A 16,325-nucleotide genomic window follows, 5' to 3' on the forward strand; every position below is an offset into this window, starting at 1 on the left:
AATACTACAACACTCGGCCATGAGCGAGATCGAGCTAAAATTTCTCCTCGACGAACTGACGTCGAGCCAACTGGGCGTGCGCGCGAAGGCGTTGAAGCTGGTTACTGGCCGCCCGAAAACCAGGACGCTCAAAAGCATCTATCTCGACACCCCTGATCATGCGCTGAAGAAGGCAGGAATTGCGCTCAGACTCCGGCGCGACGGGCGGCGTTGGATACAGACCGTTAAGACCAAGCCAGAGCAGCATGGCGGTCTGTCGCAGGTTGGCGAGGTGGAGAACCCGGCTCCGGGCGGGCGGCTGTGTCTCGAAGCGATTCCGGACGCAGCGGTCCGAGAGGAGGTCGTTCGCCGCGTGAACGGCGCGCCGCTTGAGTTCGTCTGCGAGACCGTGATCAGGCGTTCCGCCAGCGAGTTGTCCCTTGAGGACGGCACGCGTGCGGAACTGGCAATAGACATCGGCGAAATCCACGCCGGGGGGCGCTCGGCCGAGTTGCGTGAACTCGAGATCGAAATCATCGAGGGCAGCCCCGGCGGATTGTTCGACATTGCACATCTACTGTTTCCTGAGGGGGGCCTGAGGTTCTCCCGCCTTTCCAAGGCGGCGCGCGGCTATCTGCTCGCGGAACAGGGATGGATCGACCCGCCGCTCGCGCCCCGCAATGCCGAGGACGTTGCACTCGATCGGGCTCAGATCGCCGAGCAGGCGGCACGCGACGTCCTTCGCGAGTGCCTCGATCAGGTCGCCACGAATGTCGTGGTGATCCGGGAGCTGGACGATCCCGAAGGGCCGCACCAGTTGCGGATCGGCCTGCGCCGATTGCGAAGCGCGTTCTCTGTCTGCGCTTCCGTTCTGAAGAGCCCGGAAATGACGCGGCTCAGCATGGAAGCCCGCTGGTTTGGCCAGGAGGTCGGGCGTCTCAGGGATATCGATATGGTGGCGAACAATATCGTACGGCGGGAGGCCGAGGCCCACGCGGATGAACCGGGTCTGCCGCCGCTTGCCGATGCTCTCTCGAAGCAGGCGGGGGGACTGCGCGATCACCTTCGCAAGGTTCTCCCCGACGCGCGCGTGCAGGCGTTCCTGATCGACCTGGCGCGTTTCGTGGAGGCGCGAGGCTGGCTCGTTCCTCAAGATTTTGGCCAGACCGAGCGGCTTGCAGCGCCGGTCGTCGAGTTGGCTGGCAAGGCACTCAGCAAGCGCTGGAAGAAAGTTAGCAAGCACGCACGTGGACTGGAGACTCTCGAAGTGGAGCAGCGCCACGAGTTGCGCAAGGAACTAAAGAAGCTGCGCTATGCGGTTGAGTTCTTCTCTCCCTTGTACCCGGCGAAACGTGCTGAACCGTTCCTGAAGCAATTGAAGAAACTTCAGACGGTCTTCGGCGATCTGAACGACGCGGCGGTCGCCAGAGCCATGTTGACGGGAGCGGAAGCGCCCGGCGCCGGCGATCCGGCCGCGCAACGCGCCATCGGATGGGTGATCGGAGCGAGTCAGGCGCGCGCCGAATTTGGCTGGGCTGGCGCAAAAACCTTGTGGGGAAGCCTCGACGAGACCCGCCCCTTCTGGAAGTGACGGGCCCCGCTGCATGGAGATCGCTGGCCCGGCTTTGGCCTCCGGAAGACGCGGCGATTGTTTGACAGACCAAACTTTGGTTGATGGCGTTTCCCCGCAATCCTGCTAATATGCTTGGCGTCGCCAAGTGGAGTTTTGCTGAGATGCAGGCTATTGCGACACCCTGATGCGGGTCGTGACGCCAGACATGACGCCCAAGCAATTGACCAAGGCGGCAATGAAAGCGCATCCGAACGCGTCAAAGAAGGATATCGCCTGCGCGGCGTTCTTCTCGATTATTGCAACCGCCGATCAGGACCACGGCAAGGTCAAGAACCTGCAGGCGTTCGCAATAGCCGAGCGCGTAGCCGGCGGCTCTTGATCGGGAGCATGGCGCTTGCGTCCAACCAATGCCGACCGAATAGCAATCCGCGAGCAACAGATTGAGCTTTGCCGCGACATGATTGCGTGGGAAGCGTCACACCATTGGGGCGATGCAGTCCAACTCGCGCATTTCTCGACTGATATCATCGAGGAATACAAGCGCCTGATCGCCACGCTGCAGCTAGTCAGCGACGGGTTGCGGAACCTTGAACCAGTTCAGTGACTAATCCACTGGCCGCGTCCCGTGCCATCTTATGAACGGCGCATTCTTCCCGGTGATCTCCACCCGGGTACAGAGCCTGGCCCAGCCTCCGGAATTGGTACGTCGCAAAACTCAAAGGGCTTCTGATACCCGACAAATCGAAGAGCCCGCATGGTCTTGCCGTCAGTCGTATGACCCTCCTGTCGTTGACCCTGGGCAGGACCACAAGATACACGCACGCAACACAGAATCCAAAGAACGTCGGCGCGCCGCCCCTCAGTAAGACGTTGGTGGCGCTCGGGTCCGCATCCGCCCGTCTGGCTCTGTAAGGGTGAAGTGAGTCCTTAGTTGGGTGACGGACTTATGCGCTGAGCCTAAACTTGCCAGATGACACTTTATGCGCGAAACTTGGTTTTCGAAGAGCCACTCATAGAGCAGATGTGGGAATAGCGTGGTTGTCCACACCACCGTCACAACCGGCATCAAAAATAACGGCGAGCAAAGTGGGGTCCAATCAAATGGCATATGTCGCGTCTTGGCGGAATCCTCGCGTGAAGGCGCGTGGTATGGTCATAAGAGCAACTTTCGCCGCCACTGCGTTGTCGCAGTTAGCGGCCATCGCGCATGCCAGCGAGGGATCATTTGATGACTTTCCTTTCTTAGTACATTGCGAGGTTAGCGGCCTGCATCGTGCTTTCTATTTGTCCACAATTGGCCAAGACGGGGTTGCCGTCTATATTTCGCCAGACAGGCAGGCCGGCACCATAACTGTAAGCGGCAAGGCCGATCCGGTGGGCGGAGACGGGTCGGGAAGTTGCGCAGGAAAAACACTTGAGCAACTACGATCGACGGGTCAAGCATATGACTTGCAACACTGATCTTTGAGGAATGTAGTCTTATTCTTTGACCTACTATCTCAGCTAGGACACCGGCTGTGGCCGGCTGAATGCCCGGTCTTCGTACGTGCCTTCCTTCGAGCCAAGCCAATGCTGCCTGTCTCGCGCCTGACAGAGTACATGGGATGATCAGCGAAGTTCCATCCGACCGCTCTTCACGGCAGGATCCCCAGTCATATTCACGCCCACCGAGAGGTGGCTCACGACCGAGCGCCAATGGGTGCCTAGTTTTGATTGAAACTCGTCGTATAGTGCTGGATGGCTCCCCGTACGCTGGAGAATAGACGCTCGGGTCCTAGTCGATCGGCGAAGCCAGAGGCCCGGATGTATTCGAGTACGCTGGGGTTCAGCGCCACTATCCAACACGTCATTCCTTGCTCGGTTATGCGGCGTTCACCCTCCATTATCATCTGGAGGGCGGAATACTCGATGTCGAAAACCCGGCTCATGTCGAGCGCGAGGACGCGCGGCTTGTGCTCGACGACCAGGGCCTGGATCTGATCCGCGACCCGTTGGGCATTGGCGAAGAAGAGCCGTCCCTCCGGCCGGAGGATAAGCAGGCCCTCGAATGTCTCATCGTCCGGGTGCTCGGGTGACAACGGACGGACTACGTCGGTGCCCCGCTTGCGGCCGATCACGTAGACATTTGGGTTGGCCGACTGACTGGCCAAGCCAACGAGCGACAGAACGATCGCCACGACGATGCCCTGCAGCGTGCCGAAGGCAAGTACGCCAAGGAAGGCCGCCAGCGCCCATCGAAACTCCATTCGCCGTACCTTGCGGATCGACACGAACTCGGCCGGCTTGATCAGTCCGATCGAGTAGACGATCACGATTGCCGCCAGCACAGCCTGAGGCAACAGGCTGAGCAGCGGGGCGAGGAGCAGCATGGTGGCCGCCGCGGCACAGGCCGTGACGAGAGATGCCTTCTGCGTTTGTCCCCCGACCGCGCGGACCACGGCAGTCTGGGAAGTACCACCGCCCGCCGGCATGGCGCCGAACAACGCACCCGCCAAGTTGGCGGCCCCTGTTGCAAGAAGCTCGCGGTCGGCCTTGATGAGCGGCTCGGCGGGGGCGGCGAAGGCTCGCCCGGCGGCGATCGATTCAGTGAAGCTCATCAATGCGATGCCGAGCGCGCCCGGCAAGAGTTGCTGGACGAGGCTGAGAGTCGGCAGGGTGATCGAAGGGAGCGACTGTGGGATGAACCCCACAATCGCGACGCCCAGAGAATCCAAACCGACGAACCATGAGAGCCCAATCCCCGCGCTCACCGCTACGAGGGGAGCCGGCGAATGGGGCCAGAGCCGCTCCATAGCCAACAGCGCCAGTATTGCCGCGATGGCGATGGTCAAAGTGAGCAGCGACGTGTTGGGTAAATGGTGCGCCACACTCAGAATGTCGCGGAGGAAGCCTTCCTTCGCAATGTGCACGCCGAGCAGCTTCGGCACCTGATCGAGTAAGATCACAAGACCGATACCGGCCTTGAAGCCGGTCAGAACGGGAGACGAAATGAAATTGGCGACGAACCCGAGGCGAAGCACTGAGGCCCCGATCAGCAGGGCTCCGGTCAGCGCGGTGAGCGTCGCAGTTGCCGTGATCAGCTTATCCGGATCACCGTCCGGAACTGCGAGCCCGAGCTGTGTCCCAGCGAGAATCGCAAGGGTGGTCGTAGAGCTTACACTCAGGACGCGCGATGTGCCAAGCAACGCGTAGACGATCATCGGCACGAAGGCCGTGTAAAGTCCGACACTCACCGGCAGGCCCGCAACCGTCGCGTAGGCCATCGCCTTTGGCAGGACGACGGCTGAGGCCGTCAGGCCTGCGACCACGTCGAGGCGTTGGATTGCAACAATCGAGGGCTTTTTCACGCCGCTTTGCCAGCGCTCAACAATCGAGCGATCTTGCCGATGTCAGTTATGGGTTCTCAACCTAGTCTAGCTAGGGTGTAACTCCTCGGCAAGGAAGGTACTTAACTGTATCCTACTCCAGGAATTTCGGTTCAGTCTGGCGACGCAGCGATGGTAGGTTCCGATGATCTCGCGCATGTCCTCCGGATCTAGGCGGCCTGCGAGTGCCGTCGAGCCGACGACGTCAACGAACATCACCGTTAGCTGCCGCCGCTCAGCCTCTGGAAGCGGCGGGGCTGTCCCTGAGATCGCCGCCAGGGATCGCGTGGTCGAGGTGGCCGCTGTATCCGAATTCGCGCGCAGGGCGGCGATAGCGGCGAGCACGAGATCGTCGGCCGTGAGCTGGGGAAGCGTTTCAGCTTCAATGTCGTTGTCGCGAAAAGCCTGCTCGTATTGCTGCAGGCCGAGGCTCCGTAGCCATTTCGCGATATCCACGCCCCTTCTCCTTTTCGGCTGCGGGGGCTGCCCTGTTCTCCCAACTATATCCCAAATCGATGGAGTAGGCGGAATCTCTTTGGAAGAGGCCGCTGAAACGGAGATATCGGCGTGGAACGGGTGGCCTGACGACGAGCATCGCGCTTCTCGAAAGGATGCCTGCTCTGAGGTCAGGACTTGCCCATGCTCTTGCCTCGGGGAAGGTCAGCTTCGGAGAAGCGCTTGGCAATGTCAAGAAATGGCGCGTCCTTCCTTTCCGCAGACCGGAAGAATTGACCCTTGGACTAAGCCGCTCGCGCGGCAATGGCGCCCGTGGTGAGGGTGCAGCAATGATCTGAACGGTTCCGTTGCAAAATTGTCGTCTGGCAATAGAAACTCTGGGAACGACCCCAGCCTCACGCGACGGCGATGATTTCGAATTGCTCGGCGATAGCGGATTTGGATTGAAGGCGTACCTCGCCTGTCGTTTTCGCATCATGTGGATCATCTCGATCCCGCCCAGCGTGGCGATAGCGCTTGCCAAGTTTGAAACCGAGCATAGGCCGCACACGACAGTTGATGCGCCGGTGATCCTGCTCGATGCGGTTGTTGAGGTACTGGCTCTTTCGGATGCGGATCGGCTTGAGCTGCCGCCGCGACCGATCCCGCAGCCGGCTTTCCGCGTCACAGGAAAGGATCGCCTCGCGATTCGTCTGGCTGCCGTCGATGACGATGCGCTCGGGGTGGCCGTGACGCTGCAACGCCTTGCGCAGGAAGCGTTTGGCCGCCGGCAGATCACGATGCTCGCTGAACCAGAACTCGACGGTGTCGCCGACGCTGTCGATGGCGCGATAGAGATACATCCAGCGGCCGCGAACCTTGATATAGGTTTCGTCGATATGCCACCTTCCGCTGACGGCACACTTGCGCCGATTGAAGCCTTTCAGCAGCAAGGGCGAGAAGTGAACGACCCAGCGGTGGATCGTCGAATGATCGATACTGATGCCGCGCTCGGCCATCATTTCCTTCAAATCGCGAAGGCTCAAGCCGTAGGCCAGATACCAGCGAACGCAAACAGAATGACGGACTAGTCGAAATGGCGGCCCTTGAACATCTGAACTCTCCGGCGAAACACCAGAGGCCATGCCATGCGCCTGGTACCGAAAGCTTTGCAACACAGCCCAATTTTGCAACGGAACCCGACAGAATGCCTCTCCCAACCATCAACCGACAGTTAAACTGGCTAGGTGTGTCTTTCCTGCACTAGCTGCGGTGTAGTCCCCCGTTAGTTTGCGTGTTGTAGCTTGAACCGATTCGCCCGAGGGGAATATGTGATGAGCAGAATTCTAATCGCAGTGGTCGCGGCGCTCGCCGTCGCCAGCCTAAGCGGCTGCGCAAATATGGACATCGGCAAAGGGAAGGGGAAGGCTCCGCCGCCTGTCGTCGTCGAAGAGCCTGCACCGGCGCCCGTGTACAAGTAAACCGGCCTAGGTCGGGATGGGGAAGGGCCGCTGGCCTTTCCCCATCAGTCAGCAATCCGGATCGGGCGACTCTTCGGCTCGGTCGTGAGGTCACCAGTGGCGGGCAGGACCCGCTTTTGATCTGCGCTCCTCGGAGTTCGGGAATGAAATGACGCTTGTAAGTGGCCGTTCACTGTCCGTGGCCCTGCTCGCGCTCGCGGCGGCATCATGCCAATCGCAATCGCAGGATAAACCTCAACTGAATTTCACGTCCGATGAACGGACCCTAGCGGCTGCCGGGGCGCCGACGAGCACGGTGAATTCAGCAGAGGGCCGGTACTTCATCGAGTTCCGCTCCCGCTACGCCTATACATACGGGCACTCCTTCGTGATTTTCGGGCGCATGGACAAATCGGGAAAGATGATCAATGCCGAAGTCGCCGGGCTCGCGCCGAAATCCAACGATCCCAATATCTATATGCTCGGCCATCTCGTGCCGGTGCCGGCCTCGACCGGATGGACCGACGGCGATCTGGAAATCGCCTACCGGGCGGCGAGCTGGACAGTTCCGCTTACCGAACCTGAATACAGGAGGGTCGTGGCATATATACGCAAGCTGCAGGCCAAGTCGCCGCTCTGGCACGCGTCGCTCTACAATTGCAACGCCTTCGTGGCCGACATCGCAAGCTTCATGGGCTACAAGACGCCAGGTATCTGGCTTATGCCGCGTGATTTCATCACAAAGCTTCGACAGATGAATGGCGGGCCGAATGCGATCGGCTATACCGGCCCGCCGGGGGTTTGAATCCGGAAATGCCGCCGCCGCAACGGCCCCCCGTTAGCAGATCGAGAATGTCGAGGCGGCCGCGGCTCCTCAAGACGTCCATACCGCCGTAAGGGCGCCGGTGAGCTAGATTGAGCATGGAAGCGAGTTCAGTCGGCGAGATCGTATGGGTGTTCGGGATCGTCGGCTGGTATGTGATTCGATATCCTTTCGAGCACCGGGCCAAGCGCGTGCTGCTCTTCGGCCTGGCGATTCTGCCCGGCTTCTATGTCGCGACCGAAATCCCCGAGTCAGCCTACTTTACGGCGAGATGATGGGCGGTCGCGCTCGGGGCTATCATCTTCGCCCTGGCCGCGCGCGGCATGGGCCTCCCGGACTTTAATGGCGCATCATTGCCATCCGAATCAAAGGATGCGCTATGGGACAGGTTCTACACCGCCGCGCCACCATGCTGAAGCGGAGCCACTCGTTCGCCTCTGCCCAAAGCACGGGAACTCGGCAAGCGGAATTAGACTCCAAACGGAAATCGCTTGCTGTAAGGTGCGATTGCTCAAGTGTTGTCATGTGCCGGTTGTCCTGCCATGAACGGTCCCGATCCCGTTAGACCCGTGCTCGACCCCATCGACCGTCTGTCGGAGGTAATTTTCGGACTATTGATGGCGCTTTCCTTCACAGGCACCATGAGCGTCGCGGTTGGCGAAGGCGACAAGGTGGGGACCGTGCTGATGGCTGCCCTGGGCTGCAACCTCGCTTGGGGAATTGTCGACGGCGTCATGTTTGCCTTGACGACAGCTGTGGAGCGGGTGAAGCGCCTAAATTTCTTTGAGGCCATCCGCGTGATGTCCCTGGCAGAGGCGCGGCGCGTCTTCCTCTCCGAGTTGCCGAAGGACGTCCGCCTGGTCACATCCGAGGCCGACGCCGAAAGTATCGTCACGCGCATCAGATCTCTTCCAGCATCCGACAATCGGCGCATTGTGAACATTCGGGATGTCAGAGCTGCAGTTTCAATCTGCTTGCTGGTCATCCTATCGACGCTTCCACCCAGCATGCCGTTCCTGTTCATCGACGATCTGCCGACGGCGATGCGCGCGTCGAACGCGGTAGCCGTCACCATGCTGTTTTTGATCGGCGCACGGCTCGGCAAATATATGGGCAGAAGCCCTTGGCCGATGGCTCTGGCCATGGCGGCAATCGGTAGCGTCTTGGTAGTTACGACTATAGCGCTTGGAGGGTGAACTGCCGGGCGTGCGCATTGAGTCCACCCTACTAGCCGATTTGGCTCGCGGCGCTGCCGCCTAGCTTAAAAGCAGCAACGCCTGCCGGCTTCATCGCGTTTCCCCAGGAGGTTCTCTATCATCGCCATCGGCCATCCACGCATTGAGCAGCGTGTAGGCGACCGCGAGCACCGTAGGGCCAATGAAAATGCCCAGTATGCCAAACGCTACCAGGCCGCCGATGACCCCGGCCAGGATAAGCAGCATAGGCAAGTCGGCGCCTCTGCGGATGAGAACAGGGCGAATAAATTGATCCATCGTCGCGGCGACGATGGTAAAGGCCAGCAACACCGTCGCCCAAAGCGTGTCGCCCGAATAATACATCCAGATCACTGCCGGAGCCATTACCAGGACCGGACCGAGCTGGATCAGACACAAAATGAAGATCAATGCCATGAGCACGGCGGCATAGGGCACGCCGGCTACGGCCAGCCCGATACCCGCTACAGCGCTTTGCGCAACGGCGGTAACCACTACGCCTAAGGCCACACTTCGGATCGCTTGGCCGGCCAGCTTTACCGCGGTCTCTCCACGAACGCCGCCCAGCCGGCGACCGAAGAGAATTGCGGTGGCGGCGGCCCGTTCACCGCCCGAATACATGATCGCGGCAATCGCGGTCGTCAGCAGGAAATGTATGAACATGCCACCCAAATTTCCGGTGGCTGACGCGAACCAGTAGGTCAGCGTTCCGGCATAAGGGGTCAGTCTTTGGACCAGTTCCTGAGCGCCCGCCGAGTTCAGTTTCTGCCATGCTTCGGCAGCGCGTGCTCCAACCAGTGGCACTCCCTCCAGCCAGCTGGGTGGCGGTGGCAGTCGCATCGACAGGATAGTCCGGACCAGGTCGCCAACCTTGTCGATGTTCGCGATGACCGTGCTGAGCGCCAGCCAGAAGGGCACGATCACAAGCAGCAGCAAGGTCAGCGTCATGATCAGGACGGCAAGGGCGCGGCGGTTGCCGGTATGGCGCTGCAACCAGAGCATGAGCGGCCAGGTGGCAAGCACCAACGTCGTGGCCCATACGATCGCCGGCAGAAACGGCTGCATCACCCAGACGCTGGCGATGAGAAGACTGCCGATGAACAGCACCGCCAGCGTCACGCGGGTGAGATCCTGACGAGGATGGACGAGGGGACGCGAACCGTCCGAATCCATTATCTGCCCTCCCAACGCCGCTCGGCTATCTTTCTCACGCCATGTTCTTCCAAGTCCGCTCCTGGCGCGACCAAACCTGCGGTCAGCCCATCCTTGGTGTTCATCTCTGGTATTCGCCGTGACGGAACCACGCTCCACCCACCTTCCTAAACTTGCGGTGGCAGAAGGTAGATCGTCATGGCGAAGATCAGATAGACTATCAGCAGCAGCACTCCGACGAACCATGCGGAACGTCCGTTATTGGTCATCAGAAATGCCGTTATCGTCGCGATAAGCACCATGACGACCGCGCCCGGCCAGAACAGAAGGTCCATCGGAGCAGGGCCGATGACATAGCTGAGGAGCACCATCATCGGGGCAACGAACAGCGCGATCTGTGATGCGGCCCCAAGCGCGATGCCCACGCTCAGGTCCAGCCGATTCCTTCGCGCGCCGGCAAACGCCGCCGCCATCTCGGCGGAACCGCCCACCAACGCAACGACGATGAAACCCACGAAGGCGGGGGTCATGCCGAACGCCACCGCAGCCTCCTGCACCGACTCGACGAACACTTCGCTTACCAGAGCAACAAGCACTGTCACCCCTGCCAACGTTCCGAGAGCCAGGCCCATCGGCCACGCTTCGCCTTCTTCCGCATGGGCTGTTCCGCTGAAAAGTTCTCGATGGGTCTTCAGTGAGAAGATCAGGCCCATCGCGTAGGCGCTGATGAGCAGCACCGACAATCCAACGCTCAACTGCTGGGTGAACGCGGACGTGGCAACGGAATCGACTTGCGCCACCATGGACGGGGTCACCATCGCGATCGTAGCGAGGAACAGCAGGCTGGTTTGCAGCCTGGCGCTGACTCTGTTGTACTCCTGCACATGATACTTGATACCGCCTAGCAGGAACGAGGCGCCCAACATGAACAGAGTATTGGCGACGATTGCTCCGGCGATAGAAGCCTTCACCAACGTGTACTGGCCGGCTTGCAGCGCAGCCAGTGCAATGACCAGTTCCGTCAGGTTTCCCAACGTGGCATTCAGCAGCCCGCCGACCGCATCGCCCGTCTTGGACGCGACCGACTCGGTAGCCGCGCTCAGCAAGGTGGCCAGCGGTACAATCGCCAGCACAGAGAGCACAAAGAGCAGCGTGTGCGCTTCCGGCTCCAATTGCCGGACGACGAATACCACCGGAACAAACGCCAAAAGCCAGAGAACGACGTTGCTACGGATCTCTTTGATCAAGGGGCCCATTTCCAGCCTCATTCAGCAGATTGCGGTCAGCCGCCCTCAGCGCCTGCACGGCGACCGCCGCAACGAGGCCTGTCATCACTATGCCGGCAAAACCGATTGCTATCGCCAGTAACCGCGTCAGAAGGTGCTGCGGCGAGAAATCGCCGTAGCCGATCGTAAGACCGGTCACGAAGGTGAAGTAAAGAGCTTCGTCGACGCGCCAATCCTCTATGCGTCCGATGACTAGTCCCGCTGCCACCATGGCGAGAAGGATTCCGGAGAAGATCGGCCAGACCACGCGAAACTGCTGCACGAGCGCATAAAGGAACATGCGCCTCATTTGCCGCGATCGGGGCTTGCCGGGTAATCCTACTGCCACCGAAGTCCCTTTCTCAGGTCGGATTTCAGTTCGCCATCACGCCCACGATCACCGTCCCCCAGGTTATGAGCAGGATGTGGCCGATTGGAACCGCCGGCGTATAGCCAAGGACGGCAACCGGACTACCCGAGCGGTCCTGCACCGCCGCCATGCCGGCAGTCATGATCTGCGCCCCAGCCAGTCCCCCGAGGAGCAGTATGGGGTTGATACGGAGCAGGTCGTGCCCGAGGTACAGTCCCGGCCCCACCGAAGAGAGGGAAGCGCATACGCAGATGCCCGACAACCAGTCCTGCCAGCAGCGCCTTCAGCGACGGAGAAATCGTGATCCCAAGCTGCCCAACGATGACTGCTGCAATGGGGTCGCTGTCACCGCTCCTAAGCCGAGATCTTCATCCATAAAGGGGCAGAAATAATAGCAAATGGCTAGAGACATGAAGGTCGCGATTTCAGGACAGCTGCGAAGCTGTGCTCACGAACCCATTCAACCATGATACCCTCCTGTTGCAGGTTCAATACTAGAGACGCGGCCAGAAGTTCTCCGATTGCTTCCGCCTTTAAGGTAAATTGTATGATAATTATCTATGAAACCGCTGATTGTAATTTCAGTTAATTTCAAGTCGTACAATACACCCTTGCGTGCCTTATTTCAAGGTGTTATCATGGAACAACTGCATCGCTATGTTATTGAAGTCTCGATTTTTTGACGTAGACTTCTGCCATGGTTACAATTTAACAGCAGACGTGAGCGAGCGCTGAGGGACGATAATTCAAAGCTTATTTTAATTATGGTGTGTCTAAGAACTGCGCGAGAAAGTAGTTTGACAATAGAGAGTTGAGGGCCATTGAAGGGGTGTTCCTGTGGCGCATCAATTTTCCAGTGAGTTTGGCTCTGTTCCGAGCTTGAAGCGACGGCTCACCCCGTGTGACCGGTTAAACCATACCGATGCCGCGCAAACGGTTTCCAGTGCAAGCCATATTCGCGAAGGCTCCGACAGCGGTGGCGCGGCCGGAATGCCCGACCGATGCAGATCGGACGCGCGAGGACCGCCTCTGGATGTTCAGCCCAACGCGAATTCTGCGGCGTACTGCGGAACCCTCGATTTCGAGTTCTGGCTGCGCAAATGCCAAGGCGAGGAAATGGTTACGTGGCTGAAGAAGAACGTTCATCCACTGGACCTGGTCGATCGCCTGGCGGAAAACCACTCGATCGTGCTGCTCAATGGCGGGGGGTTCGATGCTCCCAACTGGAGCGTGCGTGTCTCCTTCGTCAATCTCCAGGACGATATCCATGACGACATAGGTCGCGCCGTACGCGCGGTTGGGCGGAGCTACGTCGACACTTTCAACACCGTGCAAAAGAAATAGCTTGGCGATCGCAACTGTAGGAGCAGCCAGATGACCCATTGGTCCAGGTTCGGCCTCGTTTCAGTCGGCCTTGCGGCCCTTCTGCTTCTTTCCGCGCCGTTCGGTGCGCCTGCCTACGGCCAGACCCCCACTCCGACTCCGCGGCCGGCGGCCGACAGCGAACCGGCCGCCGTCACTGAGGAGCCTGCTCCTCTCACGCTCGACGAACTGAAGGTCCTGACCGCGCCGATCGCGCTTTATCCCGACGATGTCGTCGCGCTCACCATCGCGGCTTCGCTCTATCCGCTACAGATCGTGCAGGCGGCCCGCTTTCTCGACGAAAAGGCGAAGTCTCCCGACCTCGAGCCGAGCGACAAATGGGATGGCAGCGTGATCTCGCTGCTCAATTATCCCAAGATCGTGAAGATGATGAACGACGATCTGGAGTGGACCGAACAGTTGGGCAATGCGGCCGCCAACCAGCAGAAGGATTTGCTCGTCGCCATCCAGCAGTTGCGCGACGAGGCGGTCGCCAAGGACTACCTGAAGACGACGGAGCAGGTGCAGGTTGTCAACGAAGGCGACAATGTCGTGATCAGGTCTGCCGATCCGCAGACCGTCTATATCCCGACCTATCCCCCCGAAATGCTGTACGAGCCCGACTACGTCATAGCGGGCGACCCGATCGCCTACGACCCGTACCCCTCCTATTACTATCCGACAGCGCCCTACTGGGCCGCGCTTGCTACCGGTGCGATGTGGGCCGCAGTGGTCGACTGGGACGACTGGGGAACCTGGGGCGGCGACGTGGATCTCGACGTCGATATCGGCGACAACATCGATATCGATTTCGACAATATCGACATCGACAATATCGACATCGACAGGCTGAAGGACCTCGACCTCAAGAACATCGACCGCGACAAGATCAATCTCAAGAACGCGAACATCGACCGCGACAAGCTCAAGCAGAACCTGAAGAGCAAGGACTTCAACAACATTGCCAGCAAGGCCAAGGACCGCCGGGAGTCGGGCAAGGGCAAGCAGGCGCGGGCGCATGACCTCAAGGGGAAGGATGTCCGCAAGAATGTCGCCGAAGGTTTGAAGGACCGGCCGCAGGCCAAGCTGCCGAAGTCGGGGACCAAGCGGCCCGATGCAAAACGCGTCTCGGACCAGCACAGGAAGGCGAAACCGGCGGCCAACAAACCTGCGGCCAAGAAAGTCGCTCAGAAGAAGTCCTCCAGGAAAAAGCCGGCTGCGCGCGCCGACAATCGTCCGCGCAAGCCGTCGGCGATGGGGAATCCGCGACCTGGCAGGGTTGCGACCAACCATTCGAACCGCGGTGCCTATAGCCGGGGTGGCGGCCATCGCCAGGTGCAGAGCAGAGGTGGAAGAGGAGGGGGCGGAGGCGGACGAGGCGGAGGCGGACGAGGCGGAGGACGCCGGTAGCAACTGCCGTATCGTGTGCGACATCCGGCTTATTTCAGGAACATGATCATGATCCGATACCTCATTACCGCAACTCTCGCACTTTCGCTCGGCGTTCCCGCACTTTCGGCCGGCGGCGCCCAGGAAGCACAGACCAGCACCACGCAGGATTTCGATGCCTTCATCGGCGAGACGCCCACGCCGTTCGCAACAGTCGACGAACTCGTCGAGGCGTTCCGCAAAGCGCTGGAGGAAGATGACAAGGAGGCCGTCGCCTCGCTTCTCGGACTGTCGCCCAGCGAAGTGCTGAAGTCGAAGGAAGTGGAGGCGAGCTTTCCGGAAATCCGCGAAGAGGCGGCGAAGGGCATCGCCGTCAAGGAACTGGCACCCGACCGCCGCTCGCTTCTTCTTGGTAACCAGGTATGGCCGTTTCCATTCCCTGTCGTGCAGACAGAGGGCAAATGGGCGTTCGATACCATCGCCGGGCTGGAAGAAGTCATCAACCGCAGGATCGGCGAGAACGAGCTGACCACCGTCGCCAACCTGCGCGCCTATGTCGACGCCCAGGAGGATTACAAGGAAACCGACTGGGATGAGGATGGCGTCGGCGAATATGCTCAGAAGCTGATCAGTACGCCCGGGACATATGACGGGCTCTACTGGGAACCCGGCGACGGCGTGCCGGAAAGCCCGTTCGGTTCGCTGATCAGCCAGGCCGAGTTGGCGACGGCCGCCGAGGACGGCTATTTCGGATACCGCTACCGCATATTGAACGGCCAAGGCGCGAACGTCGCCGGCGGCCAGTACGACTACGTCATCAACGGCAACATGATCGCCGGCTTTGGGCTGATCGCGATGCCTGCCGAATACGACCGCACAGGCATCATGACCTTCGTCGTAAACCAGCACGGCACAGTCTACGAAAAGGACCTGGGGCCCGATACGGCGGCGCTCGCCGAAAAGATCACGGCATTCGATCCCGACGACAGTTGGGCCGTGGTCAACGATCCGGGCGAGTGAGCAGGCCCATGCACATCGCGGATGCGTGCCTTGGGACTAGACGGCTGTCGCGTACCCTGCATTCAGAAGGTGGCCCCTAGTGAAAACGATAGCCCTGCTTCCTGTTATCACCTATCCCGAACCCAACCCTGAAATGGTAGTGCCCAGGGCGGTCGCGATGGCGGCGGCCCTCGGTGCGCAACTGCATGCGTTGGCCATCAACGTAGAGATCCGAAACATCTCGAATGCGCTGTCGCGGAGGCTGGTCGACGTCCCCAAAATGACGCGGGAGGCCGAAGCGCTGTGCCGGGATCGCGGCGAAGCGTTTCTAGCAAAGGTTGTGCTGGAAGCGAAACGGGCAGGCGTGGACTCAACCACAGACGCGGTCGCGTCGAACGCTCCCTTGCTGAATGACACCGCTGCAATTCAAGCGCGTTACTATGATCTCGTTCTCTGCGCCTGGGAGGCGAACAACCCCACGAGCAGGACGACCGCGCAGGCCATTATCTTCGGGTCGGGAAGGCCGACGATCCTTCTGCCAGAGGTCGAGCCTGTCACGAAGCTGCACAGCCTTGCTATTGCCTGGGACGGCAGCCGTGTTGCGGCTCGCGCTGTGGCGGATGCACATCAGGTGTTGCGCCGCGCTTCCAAGATTACGGTGCTCACCGTGACGGGCGAGAAGTCCCTGCGGGAGACGGACGCCGCCCAACGCTTGGCTCAAGGGCTGAACCTACGCGGGCTGTCAGCCGAGGCCATGCCATTCGTATCCGAGGATTGCCCGGTCGAGGTGTCGCTTCAGGAGCGAGCGATCGAAATCGGCGCCGACCTGATGATCATGGGAGCGTTCGGTCACACCAGACTGAGGGATTTCGTGCTCGGTGGGGCTACGAAAGGCATCCTGTCGGACGTCCGGCTGCCGATAATGCTTTCGCATTGATC

16 protein-coding genes and 2 pseudogenes are annotated in these 16,325 nt (G+C 60.1%); 11 read left to right on the forward strand and 7 right to left on the reverse strand.

Annotation, left to right across the window (positions count from 1 at the left end; all coding sequences use genetic code 11):
* The first annotated feature begins 19 nt into the window (after positions 1 to 19).
* The 3 genes from AC0L2K_RS25030 to AC0L2K_RS25040 all read left to right on the forward strand — a co-directional run bounded on the left by AC0L2K_RS25030 (position 20) and on the right by AC0L2K_RS25040 (position 2,156).
* On the forward strand, positions 20 to 1,570 hold the full coding sequence (locus AC0L2K_RS25030) for a CYTH and CHAD domain-containing protein (RefSeq protein ID WP_473532574.1): 1,551 nt from the start codon (positions 20 to 22) through the stop codon (positions 1,568 to 1,570).
* Positions 1,571 to 1,736: 166 nt separating this feature from the next.
* On the forward strand, positions 1,737 to 1,931 hold the full coding sequence (locus tag AC0L2K_RS25035; protein WP_473532575.1) for a hypothetical protein: 195 nt from the start codon (positions 1,737 to 1,739) through the stop codon (positions 1,929 to 1,931).
* A gap of 15 nt (positions 1,932 to 1,946) precedes the next feature.
* The gene (locus AC0L2K_RS25040) at positions 1,947 to 2,156 is read left to right on the forward strand and encodes a hypothetical protein (protein WP_023799928.1); all 210 of its coding nucleotides are present in this window, start codon (positions 1,947 to 1,949) and stop codon (positions 2,154 to 2,156) included.
* A gap of 1,099 nt (positions 2,157 to 3,255) precedes the next feature.
* Here the strand turns inward: AC0L2K_RS25040 and AC0L2K_RS25045 are convergent.
* From AC0L2K_RS25045 to AC0L2K_RS25055, 3 genes and pseudogenes are all read right to left on the reverse strand, one after another.
* The gene (locus AC0L2K_RS25045; RefSeq protein WP_287319660.1) at positions 3,256 to 4,899 is read right to left on the reverse strand and encodes a SulP family inorganic anion transporter; all 1,644 of its coding nucleotides are present in this window, start codon (positions 4,897 to 4,899) and stop codon (positions 3,256 to 3,258) included.
* 66 nt (positions 4,900 to 4,965) lie between these two features.
* The gene (locus tag AC0L2K_RS25050) at positions 4,966 to 5,373 is read right to left on the reverse strand and encodes an SAM domain-containing protein (RefSeq protein ID WP_128247203.1); all 408 of its coding nucleotides are present in this window, start codon (positions 5,371 to 5,373) and stop codon (positions 4,966 to 4,968) included.
* A gap of 395 nt (positions 5,374 to 5,768) precedes the next feature.
* A pseudogene (locus tag AC0L2K_RS25055) lies at positions 5,769 to 6,466 on the reverse strand (IS6 family transposase).
* Between the two features lie 220 nt (positions 6,467 to 6,686).
* Here AC0L2K_RS25055 and AC0L2K_RS25060 point away from each other — a divergent pair.
* The 4 genes from AC0L2K_RS25060 to AC0L2K_RS25075 all read left to right on the forward strand — a co-directional run bounded on the left by AC0L2K_RS25060 (position 6,687) and on the right by AC0L2K_RS25075 (position 8,831).
* Positions 6,687 to 6,833 carry an ABC transporter gene (locus AC0L2K_RS25060; protein WP_077380058.1) on the forward strand — a complete coding sequence of 49 codons (147 nt, stop codon included), beginning with the start codon at positions 6,687 to 6,689 and terminating at the stop codon, positions 6,831 to 6,833.
* Positions 6,834 to 6,981: 148 nt separating this feature from the next.
* The gene (locus AC0L2K_RS25065) at positions 6,982 to 7,617 is read left to right on the forward strand and encodes a hypothetical protein (protein WP_473532576.1); all 636 of its coding nucleotides are present in this window, start codon (positions 6,982 to 6,984) and stop codon (positions 7,615 to 7,617) included.
* Between the two features lie 116 nt (positions 7,618 to 7,733).
* Positions 7,734 to 7,910: a hypothetical protein gene (locus AC0L2K_RS25070; RefSeq protein ID WP_473532577.1), complete on the forward strand. Its 177-nt coding sequence runs from the start codon at positions 7,734 to 7,736 to the stop codon at positions 7,908 to 7,910.
* Positions 7,911 to 8,177: 267 nt separating this feature from the next.
* Complete coding sequence (locus tag AC0L2K_RS25075; protein ID WP_473532578.1) at positions 8,178 to 8,831, forward strand: VIT1/CCC1 transporter family protein; 654 nt, start codon at positions 8,178 to 8,180, stop codon at positions 8,829 to 8,831.
* 90 nt (positions 8,832 to 8,921) lie between these two features.
* Here the strand turns inward: AC0L2K_RS25075 and ydiK are convergent, their stop codons facing one another.
* The 4 genes and pseudogenes from ydiK to AC0L2K_RS25095 form a co-directional block, all read right to left on the reverse strand.
* The gene (gene ydiK, locus AC0L2K_RS25080; protein ID WP_473532610.1) at positions 8,922 to 10,022 is read right to left on the reverse strand and encodes an AI-2E family transporter YdiK; all 1,101 of its coding nucleotides are present in this window, start codon (positions 10,020 to 10,022) and stop codon (positions 8,922 to 8,924) included.
* A gap of 146 nt (positions 10,023 to 10,168) precedes the next feature.
* Positions 10,169 to 11,257 carry a calcium/proton exchanger gene (gene cax, locus AC0L2K_RS25085; protein WP_473532579.1) on the reverse strand — a complete coding sequence of 363 codons (1,089 nt, stop codon included), beginning with the start codon at positions 11,255 to 11,257 and terminating at the stop codon, positions 10,169 to 10,171.
* Entirely contained in the window at positions 11,229 to 11,576 is a 348-nt protein-coding gene (locus tag AC0L2K_RS25090) for a potassium channel family protein (protein WP_473532580.1), read from the reverse strand. Before AC0L2K_RS25090 ends, cax begins: the two co-directional genes overlap by 29 nt.
* Before the next feature lie 64 nt (positions 11,577 to 11,640).
* Positions 11,641 to 12,048, reverse strand: a pseudogene (locus AC0L2K_RS25095) (aspartate-alanine antiporter-like transporter).
* Between the two features lie 425 nt (positions 12,049 to 12,473).
* Between AC0L2K_RS25095 and AC0L2K_RS25100 the strand changes: the two are divergent.
* The 4 genes from AC0L2K_RS25100 (at position 12,474) to AC0L2K_RS25115 (ending at position 16,323) form a co-directional block, all read left to right on the forward strand.
* On the forward strand, positions 12,474 to 12,980 hold the full coding sequence (locus tag AC0L2K_RS25100) for a hypothetical protein (protein ID WP_473532581.1): 507 nt from the start codon (positions 12,474 to 12,476) through the stop codon (positions 12,978 to 12,980).
* 30 nt (positions 12,981 to 13,010) lie between these two features.
* A complete protein-coding gene (locus AC0L2K_RS25105) occupies positions 13,011 to 14,408 on the forward strand; it encodes a DUF3300 domain-containing protein (RefSeq protein ID WP_287288735.1) in 1,398 nt (465 codons plus the stop codon).
* A 48-nt stretch (positions 14,409 to 14,456) separates the two neighbouring features.
* Positions 14,457 to 15,407, forward strand: a complete 951-nt coding sequence (locus AC0L2K_RS25110) for a DUF2950 domain-containing protein (protein WP_287064216.1) — start codon at positions 14,457 to 14,459, stop codon at positions 15,405 to 15,407.
* Between the two features lie 79 nt (positions 15,408 to 15,486).
* Positions 15,487 to 16,323, forward strand: a complete 837-nt coding sequence (locus AC0L2K_RS25115; protein ID WP_128169717.1) for a universal stress protein — start codon at positions 15,487 to 15,489, stop codon at positions 16,321 to 16,323.
* Positions 16,324 to 16,325 lie beyond the last annotated feature (2 nt).

This window comes from Mesorhizobium sp. WSM4817 (genome assembly GCF_055811135.1).

What these genes read in the sequence shown, in the direction of transcription:
- AC0L2K_RS25035 (WP_473532575.1), top strand. Translation starts at nt 1,737, where the DNA reads ATGCGGGTCGTGACGCCAGACATGACGCCCAAGCAATTGACCAAGGCG.
- AC0L2K_RS25110 (WP_287064216.1), top strand. Translation starts at nt 14,457, where the DNA reads ATGATCCGATACCTCATTACCGCAACTCTCGCACTTTCGCTCGGCGTT.
- cax (WP_473532579.1), bottom strand. Translation starts at nt 11,257, where the DNA reads ATGGGCCCCTTGATCAAAGAGATCCGTAGCAACGTCGTTCTCTGGCTT.
- AC0L2K_RS25090 (WP_473532580.1), bottom strand. Translation starts at nt 11,576, where the DNA reads ATGAGGCGCATGTTCCTTTATGCGCTCGTGCAGCAGTTTCGCGTGGTC.
- AC0L2K_RS25075 (WP_473532578.1), top strand. Translation starts at nt 8,178, where the DNA reads ATGAACGGTCCCGATCCCGTTAGACCCGTGCTCGACCCCATCGACCGT.
- AC0L2K_RS25065 (WP_473532576.1), top strand. Translation starts at nt 6,982, where the DNA reads ATGACGCTTGTAAGTGGCCGTTCACTGTCCGTGGCCCTGCTCGCGCTC.
- AC0L2K_RS25105 (WP_287288735.1), top strand. Translation starts at nt 13,011, where the DNA reads ATGACCCATTGGTCCAGGTTCGGCCTCGTTTCAGTCGGCCTTGCGGCC.
- AC0L2K_RS25030 (WP_473532574.1), top strand. Translation starts at nt 20, where the DNA reads ATGAGCGAGATCGAGCTAAAATTTCTCCTCGACGAACTGACGTCGAGC.
- AC0L2K_RS25060 (WP_077380058.1), top strand. Translation starts at nt 6,687, where the DNA reads ATGAGCAGAATTCTAATCGCAGTGGTCGCGGCGCTCGCCGTCGCCAGC.
- ydiK (WP_473532610.1), bottom strand. Translation starts at nt 10,022, where the DNA reads ATGGATTCGGACGGTTCGCGTCCCCTCGTCCATCCTCGTCAGGATCTC.
- AC0L2K_RS25070 (WP_473532577.1), top strand. Translation starts at nt 7,734, where the DNA reads ATGGAAGCGAGTTCAGTCGGCGAGATCGTATGGGTGTTCGGGATCGTC.